Annotated in this window: 17 protein-coding genes; 7 read left to right on the plus strand and 10 right to left on the minus strand. The window is 45.1% G+C overall.

The window, feature by feature from the left end; genetic code table 11:
* The 5 genes from BAE46_RS03595 to BAE46_RS14560 all read right to left on the minus strand — a co-directional run bounded on the left by BAE46_RS03595 (position 1) and on the right by BAE46_RS14560 (position 3,477).
* The gene (locus BAE46_RS03595) at positions 1–555 is read right to left on the minus strand and encodes a Maf family protein (protein ID WP_244884982.1); all 555 of its coding nucleotides are present in this window, start codon (positions 553–555) and stop codon (positions 1–3) included.
* 18 nt (positions 556–573) lie between these two features.
* The gene (gene mreD, locus BAE46_RS03600) at positions 574–1,050 is read right to left on the minus strand and encodes a rod shape-determining protein MreD (RefSeq protein WP_006002201.1); all 477 of its coding nucleotides are present in this window, start codon (positions 1,048–1,050) and stop codon (positions 574–576) included.
* Positions 1,051–1,926 carry a rod shape-determining protein MreC gene (mreC, locus tag BAE46_RS03605; protein ID WP_006002204.1) on the minus strand — a complete coding sequence of 292 codons (876 nt, stop codon included), beginning with the start codon at positions 1,924–1,926 and terminating at the stop codon, positions 1,051–1,053.
* An 11-nt stretch (positions 1,927–1,937) separates the two neighbouring features.
* Positions 1,938–2,981, minus strand: a complete 1,044-nt coding sequence (locus tag BAE46_RS03610; protein WP_006002206.1) for a rod shape-determining protein — start codon at positions 2,979–2,981, stop codon at positions 1,938–1,940.
* A 181-nt stretch (positions 2,982–3,162) separates the two neighbouring features.
* Positions 3,163–3,477, minus strand: coding sequence for a hypothetical protein (locus tag BAE46_RS14560; protein WP_006002208.1), 315 nt, complete (start codon positions 3,475–3,477; stop codon positions 3,163–3,165).
* A 250-nt stretch (positions 3,478–3,727) separates the two neighbouring features.
* Between BAE46_RS14560 and BAE46_RS03620 the strand changes: the two genes are divergently transcribed.
* Positions 3,728–4,300 carry a hypothetical protein gene (locus BAE46_RS03620; RefSeq protein ID WP_006002210.1) on the plus strand — a complete coding sequence of 191 codons (573 nt, stop codon included), beginning with the start codon at positions 3,728–3,730 and terminating at the stop codon, positions 4,298–4,300.
* A gap of 221 nt (positions 4,301–4,521) precedes the next feature.
* On the opposite strand, the gene ssb is transcribed toward BAE46_RS03620, so the two are convergent.
* Complete coding sequence (gene ssb, locus BAE46_RS03625; protein WP_070111767.1) at positions 4,522–5,100, minus strand: single-stranded DNA-binding protein; 579 nt, start codon at positions 5,098–5,100, stop codon at positions 4,522–4,524.
* A gap of 24 nt (positions 5,101–5,124) precedes the next feature.
* Entirely contained in the window at positions 5,125–6,501 is a 1,377-nt protein-coding gene (locus BAE46_RS03630; protein WP_006002215.1) for an MFS transporter, read from the minus strand.
* Positions 6,502–6,699: 198 nt separating this feature from the next.
* On the opposite strand from BAE46_RS03630, the gene BAE46_RS03635 reads away from it, so the two are divergent.
* Together BAE46_RS03635 and uvrA are read left to right on the plus strand one after the other, a co-directional pair.
* Positions 6,700–7,173: a LabA-like NYN domain-containing protein gene (locus tag BAE46_RS03635; RefSeq protein ID WP_006002218.1), complete on the plus strand. Its 474-nt coding sequence runs from the start codon at positions 6,700–6,702 to the stop codon at positions 7,171–7,173.
* Positions 7,174–7,281: 108 nt separating this feature from the next.
* Complete coding sequence (gene uvrA / locus BAE46_RS03640) at positions 7,282–10,122, plus strand: excinuclease ABC subunit UvrA (protein ID WP_006002221.1); 2,841 nt, start codon at positions 7,282–7,284, stop codon at positions 10,120–10,122.
* 74 nt (positions 10,123–10,196) lie between these two features.
* On the opposite strand, the gene ppa is transcribed toward uvrA, so the two are convergent.
* Both ppa and BAE46_RS03650 read right to left on the minus strand, forming a co-directional pair.
* On the minus strand, positions 10,197–10,733 hold the full coding sequence (gene ppa, locus BAE46_RS03645) for an inorganic diphosphatase (RefSeq protein WP_006002223.1): 537 nt from the start codon (positions 10,731–10,733) through the stop codon (positions 10,197–10,199).
* Between the two features lie 75 nt (positions 10,734–10,808).
* Positions 10,809–11,777 carry a class 1 fructose-bisphosphatase gene (locus BAE46_RS03650; protein ID WP_006002225.1) on the minus strand — a complete coding sequence of 323 codons (969 nt, stop codon included), beginning with the start codon at positions 11,775–11,777 and terminating at the stop codon, positions 10,809–10,811.
* A 221-nt stretch (positions 11,778–11,998) separates the two neighbouring features.
* Between BAE46_RS03650 and mpl the strand changes: the two genes are divergently transcribed.
* Together mpl and BAE46_RS03660 are read left to right on the plus strand one after the other, a co-directional pair.
* Complete coding sequence (gene mpl / locus BAE46_RS03655) at positions 11,999–13,378, plus strand: UDP-N-acetylmuramate:L-alanyl-gamma-D-glutamyl-meso-diaminopimelate ligase (RefSeq protein ID WP_083256783.1); 1,380 nt, start codon at positions 11,999–12,001, stop codon at positions 13,376–13,378.
* 170 nt (positions 13,379–13,548) lie between these two features.
* A complete protein-coding gene (locus tag BAE46_RS03660) occupies positions 13,549–14,337 on the plus strand; it encodes a S1/P1 nuclease (protein WP_070111769.1) in 789 nt (262 codons plus the stop codon).
* Positions 14,338–14,431: 94 nt separating this feature from the next.
* Here BAE46_RS03660 and rraA read toward each other — a convergent pair whose 3' ends face one another.
* Positions 14,432–14,917 (minus strand): ribonuclease E activity regulator RraA, encoded by a 486-nt coding sequence (gene rraA / locus BAE46_RS03665; protein ID WP_070111770.1) that lies wholly within the window; start codon positions 14,915–14,917, stop codon positions 14,432–14,434.
* A gap of 168 nt (positions 14,918–15,085) precedes the next feature.
* Here rraA and lptM point away from each other — a divergent pair, with 168 nt between their 5' ends.
* Together lptM and lysA are read left to right on the plus strand one after the other, a co-directional pair.
* Complete coding sequence (gene lptM, locus BAE46_RS15200; protein WP_141729315.1) at positions 15,086–15,271, plus strand: LPS translocon maturation chaperone LptM; 186 nt, start codon at positions 15,086–15,088, stop codon at positions 15,269–15,271.
* A 3-nt stretch (positions 15,272–15,274) separates the two neighbouring features.
* A complete protein-coding gene (gene lysA, locus BAE46_RS03675; RefSeq protein WP_070111772.1) occupies positions 15,275–16,525 on the plus strand; it encodes a diaminopimelate decarboxylase in 1,251 nt (416 codons plus the stop codon).
* The last annotated feature ends 1 nt before the right edge of the window (position 16,526 follow it).

Below are 16,526 nucleotides of genomic sequence, written 5' to 3' on the forward strand. Positions count from 1 at the left end.
TTACTCGCTGACTTGTGTTAAAAGTTCTTTGGTTTCATAAATAGGAATACCGATAACCGCGCTAATACTGCCGCTTATAGATTTCACATATTTGCCACCAATGCCTTGGATAGCATAGCCACCGGCTTTATCATGTGGCTCGCCTGTTTGCCAATAGCTAAGTGCGCTTTGACTAGATATTTCACCCATGTTCACATGGGTGATGAGCACCTTATTTAACGTACGCATGCTAACGGTATTAATGACAGCTACGCCAGTATAAACTTGATGCTGGGTATTACTTAACAATGTCATCATGCGCCTAAAATCGGTAAGGTCGTAAGGCTTTCCTAAAATAGTATCGCCGACGCTAATCACCGTATCTGAGCCAATCACTAAAGACCTAGGATGACGCTTTGCCACGCTCTGGGCCTTGCTCAGCGCAAGGCGCAGAACTAGATCGTGCGGACTTTCATGGGGAGACGGCGTTTCGTCTATGTCGGCGCTGTCAAAACTCAACTCAGGCGCAATATAAGCCACCAGCTCTCTACGCCTAGGAGATGCTGATGCTAACACAACCGGCAAACAATACATTTAGGTAACCCGAAGGTTGCGTCGAAATTTTCGTAACAGCCAGAAAAGCCATGGCCAGAGGATCATAGACGCCAAACATGGCCACATAAACACCCAGCTAAATTCAATACCGGTGATTAAATACACCAACCAGTACACAATCAGGTGATATAACGCCGACAGTACAAGCACCATTACTGCTTGCTGAGGCATAGAGTAATTACGTAAACGCTGATAATTAGCCGACATTAGATAAACCGGAACCGCTAAAGCAAAGCTGTGAACGCCTAAAGCCGTGCCATATAAAATATCAAGAATAAGCCCTGCAATACCGGCAACTCCTACATTTACCCTATTTGGCAGCGCCATTGCCCAATACAATAGAATAAGCAAAAGCCAGTCAGGACGGTATAAATCCATTGGCGGCGGCATCGGAATAATCTGCAGGATAACACCCATTATAATGCTGATAAAAATAAAGGATTTATTGGCGCGCATTTAAGAGCCCTCTCGCGTTAATTCGTCGCTAGGACTTAATGCGTCTACCGGCGCTATGTCGGGAGGCCATAGTAGCAATAAATATTTAATACGGTCTAATTGAGCTGAAGGCTTTGCCGTAATACTGGCAAAAGGTAAACTCTCGTCTCGCACAATATTAATAATGGTGGCCACCGGGTAACCGGCAGGGAAAATGTTGCCTAAACCTGACGATATTAATAAATCGCCCTCTTGGATATCACCGCTGTGGACAACGTGGTTGAGGCTTAGCTCGTTTAAGCTGCCACTGCCGCTGGCAATCATGCGAATATTATTACGACTTATGCGCACCGGAATAGCGTGCGTTATATCAGATATGAGTAACACCCGCGAGTTGGTGGTACCAACTTCAACAATCTGCCCCACAACACCCGTGTCATCTAGCACCGGCTGGCCCTCGTAAACACCGTGAATAGCACCTTTGTTAATCACTATTTGATGGCTATACGGATTATTGTCTACCGCCATTAACTCCGCAATCATCCTATACATACCTTCGCGCACGGGGGCATCGAGTAACTCTCGCAAGTTATTATTCTCGTCTTCAAGCACAACAAAACGCTGAAGTTTTTCATTCATGAGAGTAATCTGATTAGTCAGACGTGAGTTCTCTTCAAGCATTTTTTGACGAGAATTAAAGCGAGAGGCGCTCCAATCAAGGAGCCCTCCGGGTAAATCGGCAATGTACTGCAGCGGACTCACCAAAGAAGTAAGGTAGGTGCGCAGAGTTGACAAATTATCCACTTTGGTGTCGATCACCATAGCCCCAACGCTTAGCATGAGCACTATACATAAGCGTGTTAGTAAGGAAGGGCCGCGGGCGAATACTTCATTCATATAGGCGTGGCCTACTCGTAGCTAAACAAGTCGCCGCCGTGCATGTCGATCATATCGAAGGCTTTACCGCCGCCGCGCGCTACACAGGTGAGCGGATCGTCTGCAATAACCACCGGAATGCCAGTTTCTTCCATTAGCAAACGGTCAATGTCTTTTAACAAAGCGCCACCGCCAGTGAGAACCATGCCGCGTTCAGAAATATCTGACGCGAGTTCGGGCGGAGACTGCTCCAACGCCACCATAACCGCGCTAACTATACCGGAAAGTGGTTCTTGCAGGGCTTCCAAAATTTCATTGCTGTTAAGGGTGAAACCACGCGGTACTCCTTCGGCTAGATTACGTCCCCGCACTTCAATTTCTTTTACATCTTCCCCTGGATAGGCCGTGCCAATTTCATGTTTTATACGCTCTGCGGTGGCTTCACCAATTAATGAACCAAAGTTACGACGAATATAATTAATGATGGCTTCGTCGAATTTGTCACCGCCAATACGCACTGAAGACGAATATACCACGCCGTTTAAAGAAATGATCGCCACTTCGGTGGTACCGCCGCCAATATCAACCACCATGGAACCAGTCGCTTCAGAAACCGGCAGACCAGCCCCTATCGCGGCAGCCATGGGCTCGTCTATGAGGAATACTTCACGTGCGCCTGCACCTAGGGCTGATTCACGAATAGCACGACGCTCAACTTGGGTAGATCCACACGGCACGCACACCAGCACGCGAGGTGAGGGGCGCAAAAAGTTGTTATCGTGGACTTGTCTAATAAAATGTTGAAGCATTTTTTCAGTCACATAGAAGTCGGCAATTACACCGTCTTTCAAGGGCCGAATGGCTTTTATATTACCCGGGGTTCGGCCCAGCATCTGTTTTGCTTCATGTCCAACAGCCGCGAGACTTTTAGGCCCAGCATGGCGCTCTTGTCGAATGGCGACAACCGAAGGCTCGTTAAGCACTATTCCTTTGTCTTTAATATAAATAAGGGTGTTTGCGGTACCGAGGTCGATAGCCAAGTCGTTTGAGAACATGCCTCGAAGCTTTTTGAACATGGGGTGCCTTTATTATTATAATGTGAATAAACGGTACTATTGTAACCTAAGTCTTTTCATTTCCATAGCGTTGGGCTTAAGTAAATACCGAAGACAAAGGAATTTTGAAGGTATACGAGATGACTTCGCTAGCAAGCAGTAAAGACGCATTAATGTTGACAGAGCATAGCACTACACATTTTTACAAAATGATTTTGAGTATCGCATAAACCGACAAGGTTCTGCTCACGACATTAACGCTTGTTTCACAAAAACCGGTGCTGGAAAATCTGAAGTATTGTCGGTTTACGCCATTAAACGAAATAGTTTGCGTGGTGCGTGTGGCTGCATCCCTGCGCCCGTTTAGGCGTGTGACATTGCTAAAACTGAGCGCGCTTGAAGCCGTTGTATTAGAGCTTAGTGCGGCTAAATTCAAAGGGAAGCTTGTTGTGGTTGAATTACCAGTAATGAAATCGATAAAATTGGGGGTAAGGAAAATGTTGTTGGGAATACACATTACAAAACTTGTTCTTCCAATATGTTTGGTAATTGGTATGTTCGTGAAGATTTTATTACTTCCCCCTAATATTGATTAAACTATGAAACCTAACAAAACAATAAACATCGTTCGCTTTGCTTTCTGTGAAAAAAACTCGCGCTCGCTCTTCTTTTCACGTTATTATAGGCGTTATATTTCAGAGTCACTCCACCGATAAGCGGGGCACTCTTTAAAGTTTTGGAATTCAATTAAAAAGAGGACTACTAATATGCGCTCTGTTTGTTACTTTTATTTTGCCATTTTTTTATTATTCACGTGCGAACTTGCAAACGCAGAAGATGAATCTATACGTCATAATGAATTGCAAAAATCTGAAAGTCTGATTGATGCCTTTTATTCATTTGAAAAAGATCGACTAGAAGCCGAGTTAACATTTGCACAAGGTTCGATTCCCTATGTCCTATTTTATCAAGGGTGGGCAGAAGGCGGTAATTACAAAATTATAAAACGTCAGCCATGTTTAGCAAAGAAGTTAGAGATTATAAGTTGCTCTATAAAAGTTCAAGATGATCTTATGCTTGCTTTAGGTATTGATTTCAATGTTACAGATACCTTCAAAATTAAATTCTCTGGTTCGAAAATTATTTCAGTAGAAACAAGCTCTAATGACTTGGAGGTTTTTTGGCAGGCGAGAGAATGGGTTAAGATAAAAAACCCAGAATTAATTGAAGTCCCATGTATAGGAATTTGGAATGGTGGCCCAACGCCCGGGAAATGCGTACGTGCAATGGTTGAAGGTTATACTCTTTTCGCCAAGAGTGATGATTTTCCAAAACAATAACGTGTAGCGGTGTTAAGTTATTATCCATACAAGCCACTCAAGCAGGACTTTTGACAGTTGGTTAGTTTCCGCTTCGCTTCACATTTTAACCAACAATTAAAAGCCTCTTTTAATGTACAAAAAAACCCCTTTTTTTTATCAATCCTAGCTGTAGGCTAGTAAAAATAAAGAACAAAGGGGTTTTAAATAATCTTACCCTACTAATCTAAGTTTCTTTCAAATTAAAACGGGATATCGTCATCAAAATCTATATCTGGCTCAGACATTTTAGGTGCCTGCTGGGGCGCTTGCTGGGGCTTTTGTGGGTTTTGCTTATATCCACCTTGACCGCCGCCCGAGTTTTGCTGATCATTACTTTGATCGTAGCTGTCTTGACCGCCACTGCTTTGCTGCGCCGGACGCTGCTGGTAGCCGCCGCCTTGTGCGTTTTGACCGCCGCCTTGGTTACCCCCACCGCCACCGCCGCCGCCACCCATCATTTGCATGTTGTCAGCAATGATTTCAGTTGTATAACGGTCGTTACCCTGCTGGTCTTGCCATTTGCGGGTTTGTAGTTTTCCTTCAACGAATATTTGTGAACCCTTCTTTAAATATTCACCGGCAACTTCAGCTAAACGGCGGTACATGGTTACTTTGTGCCATTCTGTGCGTTCTTGCTGCGCGCCTTGCTGATCTTTCCAGCTTTCACTGGTGGCAATGCTCAAATTAGCCACTGCGTTTCCGTTTGGCATGTAGCGTATTTCAGGATCGTTACCTAAGTTACCTACAATGATGACTTTGTTTACACCTCGTGAGGCCATGATGTTTCCTTTATTAATCTGGTTTTAAATCTGTGCTTTAATATGCGCGTTAGCTACGTCCATTTCAAATATTTTAGCGTCTACTTTCAAATACATAGCATTTTCTTCAGGGTCGGCTAGTACTTCTTGCACGCCTGCCATGCTGTTAATTTTGTCGCGTAAAAGCTGCAGGCTTTGCGCGTCTTTATGTCTATTTTCGAGCCTTAGTGTGACGCGCTGTACTTGCAGCGTGCTAGAAGCTAGGCCTGAGGCTATTAAGCTTAACAAAAAGATAACGACTAAGCACATAATAAAGGTATATTCAGGTGAGAAATAGCTGTTCAAAAGGCCTGAAAGTACACCGCCTAAAAACGCCCCTAAAAACTGATGGCTCGCATAAATACCCATGGCACTGCCTTTGCTGCCAGCGGGGGATATTGAAGACACCATTGCCGGCATTTTTGCCTCTAAAAAATTAAAGCCGGTAAAGAACAATATTCCCGCCATCGCGATGCCAGACCAGCTAGGCGAAAGAATGAGTAACAAAGCAAATGCACTGGCCATAAACAACAGCGCTACCCTAAAACTGATACTAACGGGCAGTTTACCAGCCATTTTTATCAAGCCTATAAGGCCTATTACCGAGGCAAACAGTACCAAAGAATAAAGCGCCCAATGCTCGCTTAAGGGCACATTTATGCTAATTAACATAACTGGCACCTGCACAAAAAAGCAGGTAATTAGCAAATGCACCACTAATACCGACCAGTTTAGCCGCCATAAATGAGGATGCTTAAATAAACTACCCAGCAGCTTTGTCTTTGGTAGCGCATCGCCCGACGGCGCCTGATAGGCCTTATTGTCGATGCCTAGGCGCACCAGTGGAATACACAACAGAGAAAATACAGCAGTAATCAAAAAAATGCCCTGCAGACCAAAGCTCGCCGCAATCACAGGACCTAGTAACAAAGCAATGTAAAAAGAAAACCCAATTGAAATACCAATTAAAGCCATTACCTTAGTACGCTGTGATTCACGCGTAACATCGGTAGCCAAGGCCATTATAGCGCCGGCAATAGCACCACTACCCTGTATTATTCGGCCAATAGTGAGTAACCACATACTGTCTGCCAAGCCCGCTATTAATGAACCAATAGCGAATAAAACGAGCCCAATATAAATAATGGGCTTACGTCCCCACTTGTCCGAGAGCAGGCCCATTGGGATTTGAAAAATAGCCTGTGTTAGTCCGTAGCCGCCTATGGCTAAACCAACCCACAGCGGCGAATAGTCGGGGTATTCTTGCGCGGCTACTGCAATAACCGGAATTACCATGAACAGACCAAGCATACGTAACACGTAGACCGAGGCTAAACTTATGCCAGCCTGCCATTCAGATTTAGTCAGTGAATTTGCTTCCATTTAGCGCAAAAGCTTCCTATGTGATCAAAAGATTGTGTAACAATGTGTCACCATATATGGTAGACCTTTGTGGTGCATATTAATAGTATTGCACGCATACTGGCAAGCTAGTAAATGTAAAGCACACAGACATGGCACCCTTAGTTCACTAATTACAGTTAGTATGTCAAAGCCCCACATCAATGAGGAACCTATCCATTGCACAAAATAGCGATTTTTGCCGATGTTCAAAACATTTACTACACCACCCGCGACACCTTTAACCGGCCATTTAACTACCGCGCTTTTATGCACGAGCTGAGTTTACATAATGACATTGTATCGGCCTATGCCTATGCTATTGACCGAGGCGATCCCCAACAAATGAAATTTCAAAGTGCGCTGAAACATATAGGCTTTGAGGTAAAACTCAAGCCGTTTATTCAGCGTAGCGATGGCTCAGCCAAAGGCGACTGGGATGTTGGCATAACCATTGATGTGTTAGAACAAGCCCCACACGTTGACGAAGTTATATTGTTATCAGGCGACGGCGACTTTGCTATTTTACTAGACACCATTACTCGCAAGTATGGCTGTAAAACCTCGGTATACGGTGTATTAAACCTTAGCGCCAACGCACTCATACAAAGCGCGACTCAATTTATAGATATCAATAAAAAGTGGTTACTGTAACCAAAGTGTACACTTTGTTTAGATGAAGGATGTTTAACAAAAGCATCATTTTTAAGAAAGCTGTGACATAATATTTGATTACTTTAGAAAGGTGTATTTTTAGCAAACATGGATTACATAGAAGTTCGCGGTGCGCGCACGCACAACCTCAAGAATATCGACATAACCCTTCCTCGCAATAAACTCGTTGTCATTACAGGCTTATCAGGATCGGGAAAATCTTCTCTAGCGTTTGACACTTTATATGCAGAAGGTCAGCGCCGTTATGTTGAGAGTCTTTCGGCCTATGCTAGGCAGTTTTTGTCCATGATGGAAAAACCCGATGTCGATCACATTGAAGGTTTATCTCCCGCTATTTCGATAGAACAAAAGTCTACTTCGCATAACCCTCGTTCAACCGTGGGCACTATTACCGAAATTTATGATTATTTACGCTTGATGTTTGCTCGCGTTGGCACACCGCGTTGCCCCGAGCATAAAGTGGCTTTAGATGCACAAACAATCAGTCAAATGGTCGACAAGGTGCTGACCTTTAAAGAAGGCACCAAGTTAATGTTACTTGCACCGGTAGTGCAAGAGCGAAAAGGTGAACATACAAAAACCCTAGAAAGTTTAAGCGCACAAGGCTTCATTCGCGCCCGTATCGACGGCGAAGTATGTGATTTATCCGATCCTCCCGACCTAGATTTGCGCAAAAAACATACTATCGAAGTCGTTGTAGACCGTTTCAAAGTACGTGACGATCTACAACTGCGTTTAACTGAGTCTTTTGAAACCGCATTAGCGCTATCCGCAGGCACGGTAAAAGTGGTTTACATGGATGACAAGGATCAAGACGAGATTGTGTTTTCGGCTAATTTTGCCTGCTCACACTGCGGCTACAGTATTTCTGAGCTAGAGCCTCGGATCTTCTCATTTAACAATCCCGCAGGAGCGTGTCAAACCTGCGATGGTTTGGGCACAAAACAGTTTTTCGATTCACATCGAGTTGTGTCAAACAGCGAGCTGAGTTTGTCGGGCGGTGCTATTCGTGGTTGGGACAAGCGCAGCTATTACTATTTTCAAATGCTGATGTCGGTAGCCGAGCATTTCAGTTTTGACTTAAAAATACCTTTTAAAGATTTAGATAAATCTGCCAGAGACATTGTGCTAAACGGCTCAAAAGGCGAATCAATCACCTTTAAATATATAAATGAACGCGGCGACATTATGGAGCGCAAGCATCCGTTTGAGGGGATAATCCCTAATATGGAGCGCCGATATAAAGAAACCGAGTCAAACACCGTGCGCGAAGAACTCGCTAAGTACATGAGCCACCAGCACTGCACTGCCTGCTCAGGCTCGCGTTTGCGTTTAGAAGCGCGCAACGTATTTATACAAGAAACGAACTTGCCTGCCATCGCTAACATGTCGATTGAAGAAGCATTTAACTTTTTCCGCGACCTTAAACTAAGCGGTCAGCGCGCCGCTATTGCTGATAAAATTCTAAAAGAAATTATGGATAGACTTAATTTCTTAATTAACGTGGGCCTTAATTACTTGTCGCTTGAACGCAGCGCCGACACTTTGTCAGGCGGCGAAGCCCAGCGTATTCGTCTGGCTAGCCAAATAGGAGCTGGACTTGTAGGGGTTATGTACGTGCTTGACGAACCTTCAATTGGTTTGCACCAGCGCGACAACGAGCGCTTGCTCAAAACACTTCGCCACCTGCGCGACTTAGGCAACACCGTAATAGTGGTAGAGCACGATGAAGACGCCATCAAAGAAGCCGACTACATCGTAGATATTGGCCCTGGCGCTGGCATACACGGCGGTGAAATAATCGCACAAGGCAGCTTGCAAGACATTATGTCGTGCCCTGAATCACTCACGGGGAAATATCTTGCAGGCATCGAACGGATAGAAATACCAAAAGTACGCACGTCCACCGCAGACAAACATTGGTTAGAGCTAAAAGGGGCCACTGGCAACAACTTACGTAATGTAGATCTTAAAATACCCACTGGCTTGCTGACTTGTATCACCGGCGTCTCGGGCTCGGGTAAATCAACTTTAATAAACGACACTTTTTATCGCATTGCCCAGCGCGAACTTAATCGCGCCACGGTGAATGAGCCCGCGCCGTATAAGTCAATGACGGGCTTAGAACATCTTGACAAAGTGGTCGACATTAATCAGGGTCCAATCGGCCGAACGCCGCGTTCAAATCCAGCAACCTATGCGGGTTTATTTACGCCTATTCGTGAAATATTCTCAGGCACACAAGAGGCGCGCTCACGTGGCTACAAGCCCGGCCGCTTTAGTTTCAACGTAAAAGGCGGACGCTGTGAAGCCTGCCAAGGAGATGGCTTAATAAAGGTTGAGATGCACTTTTTACCCGACGTATATGTGCCGTGCGACGTCTGCAAATGCAAGCGTTATAACCGAGAAACGCTCGAAATACGGTTTAAGAATAAGAATATCCATGAAGTGCTCGACATGACGGTTGAAGACGCGCATGCGTTTTTTGAAAAGATCCCTTCAATCGCCCGCAAACTTCGTACCTTGATGGATGTAGGGCTTTCTTATATACGCTTAGGTCAATCGGCTACTACGCTTTCAGGCGGAGAAGCGCAGCGCGTTAAGTTAGCCAAAGAGCTATCAAAACGTGACACCGGCCAAACGCTTTATATTTTAGATGAACCCACCACCGGCCTGCATTTTCACGATATAAAGCAGCTGCTGCAGGTACTGCATAGGCTAAGAGATCATGGCAACACGGTTGTGGTTATTGAGCACAATTTAGACGTTGTAAAAACAGCAGACTGGGTCATAGACTTAGGTCCTGAAGGCGGTTCAGGCGGCGGCCAAATTATTGCACAAGGTACGCCAGAAAGCGTAGCGAAGAGTAAAAAATCGTATACGGGCGGTTTTTTAGCGCCAATGCTTAAGGCAAAGCGTCCTGCATAGGGTGCTAAGCGTGCATAGTTAATAAAGCCCGCGAGGCGGGCTTTTTTAAACTAATATAGAAGTGCTTAAGCCTACTATTTTGCATCTTTTTGGTAGCGTTCAGCGCTTGACACAAGTTCAGCTTTGGCGGCATCTATACCTGCCCAGCCTTCAATTTTGACCCACTTGCCTTTTTCCAAATCTTTGTAATGCGAGAAGAAATGCTCAATCTGGTTTTTAGTGATTTCAGGCACATCGTCAATATCTTTGATGTCTGAGTAAATTTTAGATAGCTTATCTACCGGCACCGCAATTATTTTAGCGTCTATGCCCGACTCATCAGTCATGTTTAATACGCCTACAGGACGTACTTTAATGACCGAACCTGCAATAAGAGGATGCGGCGTCATGACGAGTACATCAACTGCGTCACCGTCGTCAGACAAAGTGTTGTTTACATAGCCATAGTTAAGTGGATACTGCATGCAGGTACCCATAAAACGATCGACAAACAAAGCACCTGTGTCTTTGTCTACTTCATATTTTATAGGAGCCGAATATGCGGGTATTTCGATGATCACTAATACTTCATCAGGCAAGTTCTCACCAGCCGGTACGTTGTTCAAACTCATTTTTTTTCCTTTGTGTAATACTCAATTAATAATGTATATAGCCAACTACCATGAGTAGCCAGCCTTGCTGCTTGGCTACTTGAAACGCGCCACGCAGTTCTCAACTTCTTCTTTAGACCCAATAATAACGGGAACGCGCTGGTGAATTTCCTCAGGCATTACATCCATAATACGGCCACTACCGGTAGAGGCTAAACCGCCGGCTTGCTCTACCAAAAACGCCATGGGATTTGCTTCGTACAATAAACGTAATTTACCTGGCATTTGTGGATTGCGCTTATCAAAAGGGTACATGAAAATACCGCCGCGGCAAAGCACCCGATGAACGTCGCCTACCATGGCAGCAACCCAGCGCATATTGTAATCTTTTTCACGCGGCCCTTCGCTACCGGCTAATAATTCACTTACGTAGCTTTGAATGGGCTCTTGCCAATGGCGTTGGTTAGACGTGTTGATAGAAAATTCACTGGTTTGCACAGGTATTTTCACATTAGGATGCGTGAGTAGAAAGCCGCCGTGAGTTTTATCTAGGGTATATAAATGCGTACCGCGACCGGTTGTCATGGCTAACATAGTAGAGGGGCCATATAGCACATAACCCGCTGCAACCATTTGCGTTCCCGGCTGCAAGAATGCCGAAGGGTCGTCGGCTTCCATCCACTGCGGGGCATGCGCGATTGAAAATATAGTGCCAATAAGACTATTAATTTCAGTGTTTGACGAGCCATCTAGAGGGTCAAAGCTAACTAAGTAGTTACCGTTAGGTGAACAGGGCACCACGCTTTCTTCTTCTTCAGAAGAAATAGCCTTTACGTAACCCGACTCTGACAATATGTCTTTTAATATCTGGTTAGAAATAACGTCTAGTTTCTTTTGTGTTTCACCCTGCACGTTTTCGCTTAAGGTTGACCCTAACACACCCGCAAGCGCGCCCTGACTCACTCGAAAAGAAATTTCTTTACAGGCAGCTAGCAGCGTGCGAATAAGTAATACTAATTCCAGCGGCGCACCGTCATGCTGTAATTGCGAATTGAGTCGTTTCATTAGTAAACGTTTCCTATGTAAAATGGGGTGTTGAATTGTTAATCAAATAAATTATGGCATAACTTGACCACAAAATGGACTAAACCAATGAAAAAAAGTCAAACACTTTAGTCTCATGCTTCTATAGTGTAACTGGGTTACCAAGCGATTAAAAACAGTTATTTCGGCTTGCTCAACTCATCTGCTACACTTAGTGAATTATTCATTAAACAATATAAAACATGCACGTACATATACTAGGAATTTGTGGCACATTTATGGGCGGTATCGCTGCCATTGCTAAAAGCGTGGGCCATACCGTCACCGGCTCTGATCATAATGTTTATCCCCCCATGAGCACCCAGTTAGAGCAGCTTGATATCACCCTATTCCAAGGCTACGATGACAGTCAGTTTACGCCTACACCCGACATGGTCATCATTGGCAATGCATTAGGACGTGCAAACCCCGCAGTAGAATATGTCTTGAATAAAGGCTTGGCGTATACTAGCGGGCCTCAGTGGCTACTAGAAAATTTACTAAAAGATCGGTGGGTGCTAGCGATTTCAGGCACCCATGGCAAGACCTCAACTAGCAGCATGTTGGCCTGGATTATGGAGTCGGCTGGCTTAGCGCCCGGATTTTTAATAGGCGGCGTACCCGAAAATTTTGGCATATCGGCACGCGTAGGCCAGTCTCCCTTTTTTGTGATAGAAGCAGACGAATACGACAGTGCTTTTTTTGATAAACGCTCAAAGTTTATTCACTATCGACCCCGGACGCTTGTGATCAACAATCTTGAATTTGATCACGCTGATATTTTTGAAGACTTAAACGCCATCAAAAAGCAGTTTCACCATCTCGTTAGAACCGTACCTGGAAATGGTCGTATAATATCACCCGCTGACGAGCCTAATGTTCAGTCGATGTTAGAAATGGGCTGCTGGAGCGAACAAAGCTTGGTAGGAAACGCTAGTGAGTCGCGCTATAAGGCCACTAAAATAAGCCCCAACTGCAGTGAGTTTTTACTCACCCACACCAGTGATATTCAAGGAAGGGTAAGCACAATAGTAAACTGGCCGCTCATTGGCGAGCACAATATGAATAATGCGGTAACGGCGATTGCCGCGGCGCATCATGCGGGCGTGGATATAAAAGATGCGGTCGCAGCTATGGCGACGTTCAAAAATGTAAAACGCCGCATGGAAGTAAAAGGCGTGGTAAATGGTATTACTGTTTACGACGACTTCGCTCACCACCCCACGGCAATTAAAACGACCCTGCAGGGTTTACGCGCCAGCGTAGGTAAGCAGAAGATTGTCGCCATACTTGAACTTCGCTCTAATACCATGCGTACAGGCGTGCATAAGAATGCATTGTCAACGGCGTGGGAAGAGGCAGATTCAGTGCACCTGCTCGAGCCTGCGCATTTAACGTGGTCGCTCAACGATGTTATTAACAACAGTAAGACGTTGGTAATACCGCACAAAACAGTACAATCCATTGTAGATGCGGTTGTTAAATCGGCACAAGCGGGCACTCACATCTTGGTCATGAGCAACGGCGGATTCGGCGCTATTCACCAGAAATTATTAAATACCTTAGGAGAAATAGATGGGTAAAGCAATAATATTAGCGATAACAGGCGCCGACGTGGTCATAAAAGAGCGGGCAGCTTATACTGTTGCCGCGTGAAATGCCGTTTTTAAGCAATCACCTAGACATACCCCAAACCTTAGTAAAGCCTTGGGGTTATCGATTCCCTAAAGAGATATAAAAAGAGAACTATCATATGAAATTAGCAAAATCGCTCATATTGGCAGGCATGTTAGCCGCATCTGCGTATTCACAGGTAGCGAACGCGTGGGGTCAAACAGGGCATCGTGTTACCGGTCAAATTGCCGAACTATATTTAAGCATAAGCGCACGCTCAGCCATACAATCTATTCTAGACAACGAAGGTTTAGCTGAAATAAGCACCTACGCGGATGAAAACCGCTCCAACCCTGCCCACTTTTGGCAAAAAGTAGCTGGCCCCTTCCATTACGTTACCGTGCCGCCGGGCAAAACATACGTTGAGGTAGGTGCCCCAGAAGAAGGCGATTCCCTTACCGCTATTGAAATGTACACCAAAACGCTACAAGATCCGCAGTCATCGCGGGCCGACAAACAGCTAGCGCTGAAGATGGTTGTGCATATTATTGGCGATTTGCATCAGCCCCTACACGCAGGTAACGGTAACGATCGCGGCGCTAACGATGTGAAAGTTGAGTTTTTTTGGGAAGATTCTAATTTACATCGTGTATGGGACTCGGGCTTAATTGATCGCAAGCAGCTGTCATATACTGAATGGTATAAGTTCTTAGCGCCCAAAATTTCCGCTGAAAAAGCGGCGGCTTGGCAAACGACAGATCCACTCGTGTATATTCAAGAAAGCGTTGAAATCAGGGATACCATTTATCCCGACGGGGAAGTCTTATCGTGGCAGTATTTGTATGATCATACACCGGTCATGACGCTGCGTTTGCAGCAAGCTGGCGTTAGAATTGCGGCGCACTTGAATGCGGTATTTGCAAAGTAAACACGCCGTCGCTTCTCGTTTTGCTTGTCTAGTATGATAGCCGTTGGTGAAAGACGCGTTTTGTGCTTCTCACCAACTGTTTATACGGTAAGGTTTACTCTAAATCTAAGGGTTCGCCTGACACTACAATGCCAGTGTTGTCTGCATATAAATGGTCCTCAGGTAGGAAAGTCACGCCTGCGAAATTAACCGCTATGTCTACGTCGCCCACTTCACGCGAGTCGGCACTTACGGGAATAGCGCCTAGGGCATGAATGCCAATATCATAGTCTTGCAGTAAATCCACATCGCGAATAGCGCCATAGCAGATTATGCCTTCCCAGTCGTTTTCTAGGGCTAGCTGAATATTTTCTGCGTCAACTAAGGCACGCCTAAGTGAGCCGCCCCCGTCTATTAGCAGTACTTTACCCATGCCGTTTGTGGCGAGTATTTTGTCAACCAAACCGCGATCTTCAAAACATTTTACAGTGGTTATTTCACCGCAATACACAACGCGTGCGCCAAAGTTAGTAAATATTGGATCAACTACGTCAACACTGTCAGCAAACAAGTCGCATATTTCAGATGTATTGAAGTCCATGGCTATTCCTTACAAGTATAAGATTACACTATTTCAGACTAGCACACCTTTGTAATTTCTACATACCAGTCTTGCATCTAAAGCTATGTAAATATCTATTCTAAAAGGTTGCTTTTTTGCCTCGCTCAAGGCATGGTTAGCGCAATTATATTTGTCAGAATTGAACTTATGCGTCACCTAAAACTAACGGCTGTGATTGGCGTAGTGTTACTGCTTCTTAGCGGCTGTGGGCAAAGAGGCCCGCTTTATATGCCTCAAGATATGCCTCAAGAAAACACAGAACCAACGTTAGTGCCAATTACACAAAACGTCCTGCCAGCTTCATCTTCTTCGCTTACGCTAAAAGGGGCCTAACAAATGGACTTTTTTACGTATAAAGACAATCTGTTGTTTGCAGAAGAAATTGCGGTAGACGATATTGTTGCCGAACATGGCACGCCCGCCTATATTTATTCTAGAGCGACATTAGAGCGACATTGGCATGCTTTTAACAATGCAGTAAGCGCTCACAAACATCTTATATGCTACGCGGTAAAAGCAAATTCAAACATAGGTGTACTGTCGGTATTAGCCAAGCTAGGCTCGGGATTTGATATTGTATCAGGCGGTGAGCTCGCGCGCGTGATTGAAGCAGGCGGAGACCCTGCAAAAGTGGTTTTTTCAGGCGTAGCCAAAACACAAGGCGAAATAGCCTATGCGCTAGAACAAGGCATAAAGTGCTTTAATGTAGAATCATTTCCCGAACTCGACCGAATTAATACCGTGGCCAAAGAAATGGGCAAACAGGCACCTATATCGCTGCGTATTAACCCTGATGTCGACGCTAAAACACATCCTTATATTTCGACAGGTTTAAAAGCGAACAAATTTGGTATCTCAAGAGAGTATGCTATTGGGGCCTACGAGTATGCTAACACTCTGTCAAACCTTGACATTCAGGGCATGGATTGCCATATAGGCTCGCAAATAACCGAGCTGTCGCCCTTTGTTGATACGCTTGAAAGACTCTTAGCCTTAATTGACCAGTTAGCGGCAAAAGGCATCCATATCGCTCACCTCGATGTAGGTGGAGGCCTAGGCGTCAGATACAACGAAGAATCACCACCACACCCAAATGAATACGCAGCCGCTATGGCCACAACAATGGTAGGCCGCGAAGACCTTATGCTAATACTAGAGCCCGGCCGGGCCATAGCCGCAAATGCGGGCATTTTAGTTACCAAAGTGGAATTTTTAAAACAGGGTGAAGAGAAAAACTTCGCCATTGTAGATGCGGCAATGAACGATTTAATCCGCCCTGCGCTGTATAACGCTTGGCAAAAAATAGAACCCACCAATGTACGAGAAGGCGCGGGTAAAAAATACGACGTTGTCGGCCCGGTGTGTGAAACTGGCGACTTTTTAGGCAAAGACCGCATGCTAAACATTGAGCCAAACGACAACCTCGCGGTTAAAAGTGCGGGTGCCTACGGCTTTGTGATGGCTAGTAACTACAATAGCCGCTGCCGCTGCCCCGAAATAATGGTAGACGGTGACAAAGTGTATGTTGTGCGGATGCGCGAAACCCTAAGTGACCTTTACAAAGGCGAACAAAGGGTGCCTAACTAGC

Origin of the sequence: Glaciecola punicea (genome assembly GCF_001756615.1) — a bacterium.
In the GTDB taxonomy this organism is placed as follows: domain Bacteria; phylum Pseudomonadota; class Gammaproteobacteria; order Enterobacterales; family Alteromonadaceae; genus Glaciecola; species Glaciecola punicea.

What these genes read in the sequence shown, in the direction of transcription:
- ssb (WP_070111767.1), bottom strand. Translation starts at nt 5,100, where the DNA reads ATGGCCTCACGAGGTGTAAACAAAGTCATCATTGTAGGTAACTTAGGT.
- BAE46_RS14560 (WP_006002208.1), bottom strand. Translation starts at nt 3,477, where the DNA reads ATGTGTATTCCCAACAACATTTTCCTTACCCCCAATTTTATCGATTTC.
- mreD (WP_006002201.1), bottom strand. Translation starts at nt 1,050, where the DNA reads ATGCGCGCCAATAAATCCTTTATTTTTATCAGCATTATAATGGGTGTT.
- BAE46_RS03630 (WP_006002215.1), bottom strand. Translation starts at nt 6,501, where the DNA reads ATGGAAGCAAATTCACTGACTAAATCTGAATGGCAGGCTGGCATAAGT.
- lysA (WP_070111772.1), top strand. Translation starts at nt 15,275, where the DNA reads ATGGACTTTTTTACGTATAAAGACAATCTGTTGTTTGCAGAAGAAATT.
- BAE46_RS03660 (WP_070111769.1), top strand. Translation starts at nt 13,549, where the DNA reads ATGAAATTAGCAAAATCGCTCATATTGGCAGGCATGTTAGCCGCATCT.
- lptM (WP_141729315.1), top strand. Translation starts at nt 15,086, where the DNA reads ATGCGTCACCTAAAACTAACGGCTGTGATTGGCGTAGTGTTACTGCTT.
- rraA (WP_070111770.1), bottom strand. Translation starts at nt 14,917, where the DNA reads ATGGACTTCAATACATCTGAAATATGCGACTTGTTTGCTGACAGTGTT.
- mpl (WP_083256783.1), top strand. Translation starts at nt 11,999, where the DNA reads ATGCACGTACATATACTAGGAATTTGTGGCACATTTATGGGCGGTATC.
- ppa (WP_006002223.1), bottom strand. Translation starts at nt 10,733, where the DNA reads ATGAGTTTGAACAACGTACCGGCTGGTGAGAACTTGCCTGATGAAGTA.
- uvrA (WP_006002221.1), top strand. Translation starts at nt 7,282, where the DNA reads ATGGATTACATAGAAGTTCGCGGTGCGCGCACGCACAACCTCAAGAAT.
- BAE46_RS03610 (WP_006002206.1), bottom strand. Translation starts at nt 2,981, where the DNA reads ATGTTCAAAAAGCTTCGAGGCATGTTCTCAAACGACTTGGCTATCGAC.
- BAE46_RS03650 (WP_006002225.1), bottom strand. Translation starts at nt 11,777, where the DNA reads ATGAAACGACTCAATTCGCAATTACAGCATGACGGTGCGCCGCTGGAA.
- mreC (WP_006002204.1), bottom strand. Translation starts at nt 1,926, where the DNA reads ATGAATGAAGTATTCGCCCGCGGCCCTTCCTTACTAACACGCTTATGT.
- BAE46_RS03620 (WP_006002210.1), top strand. Translation starts at nt 3,728, where the DNA reads ATGCGCTCTGTTTGTTACTTTTATTTTGCCATTTTTTTATTATTCACG.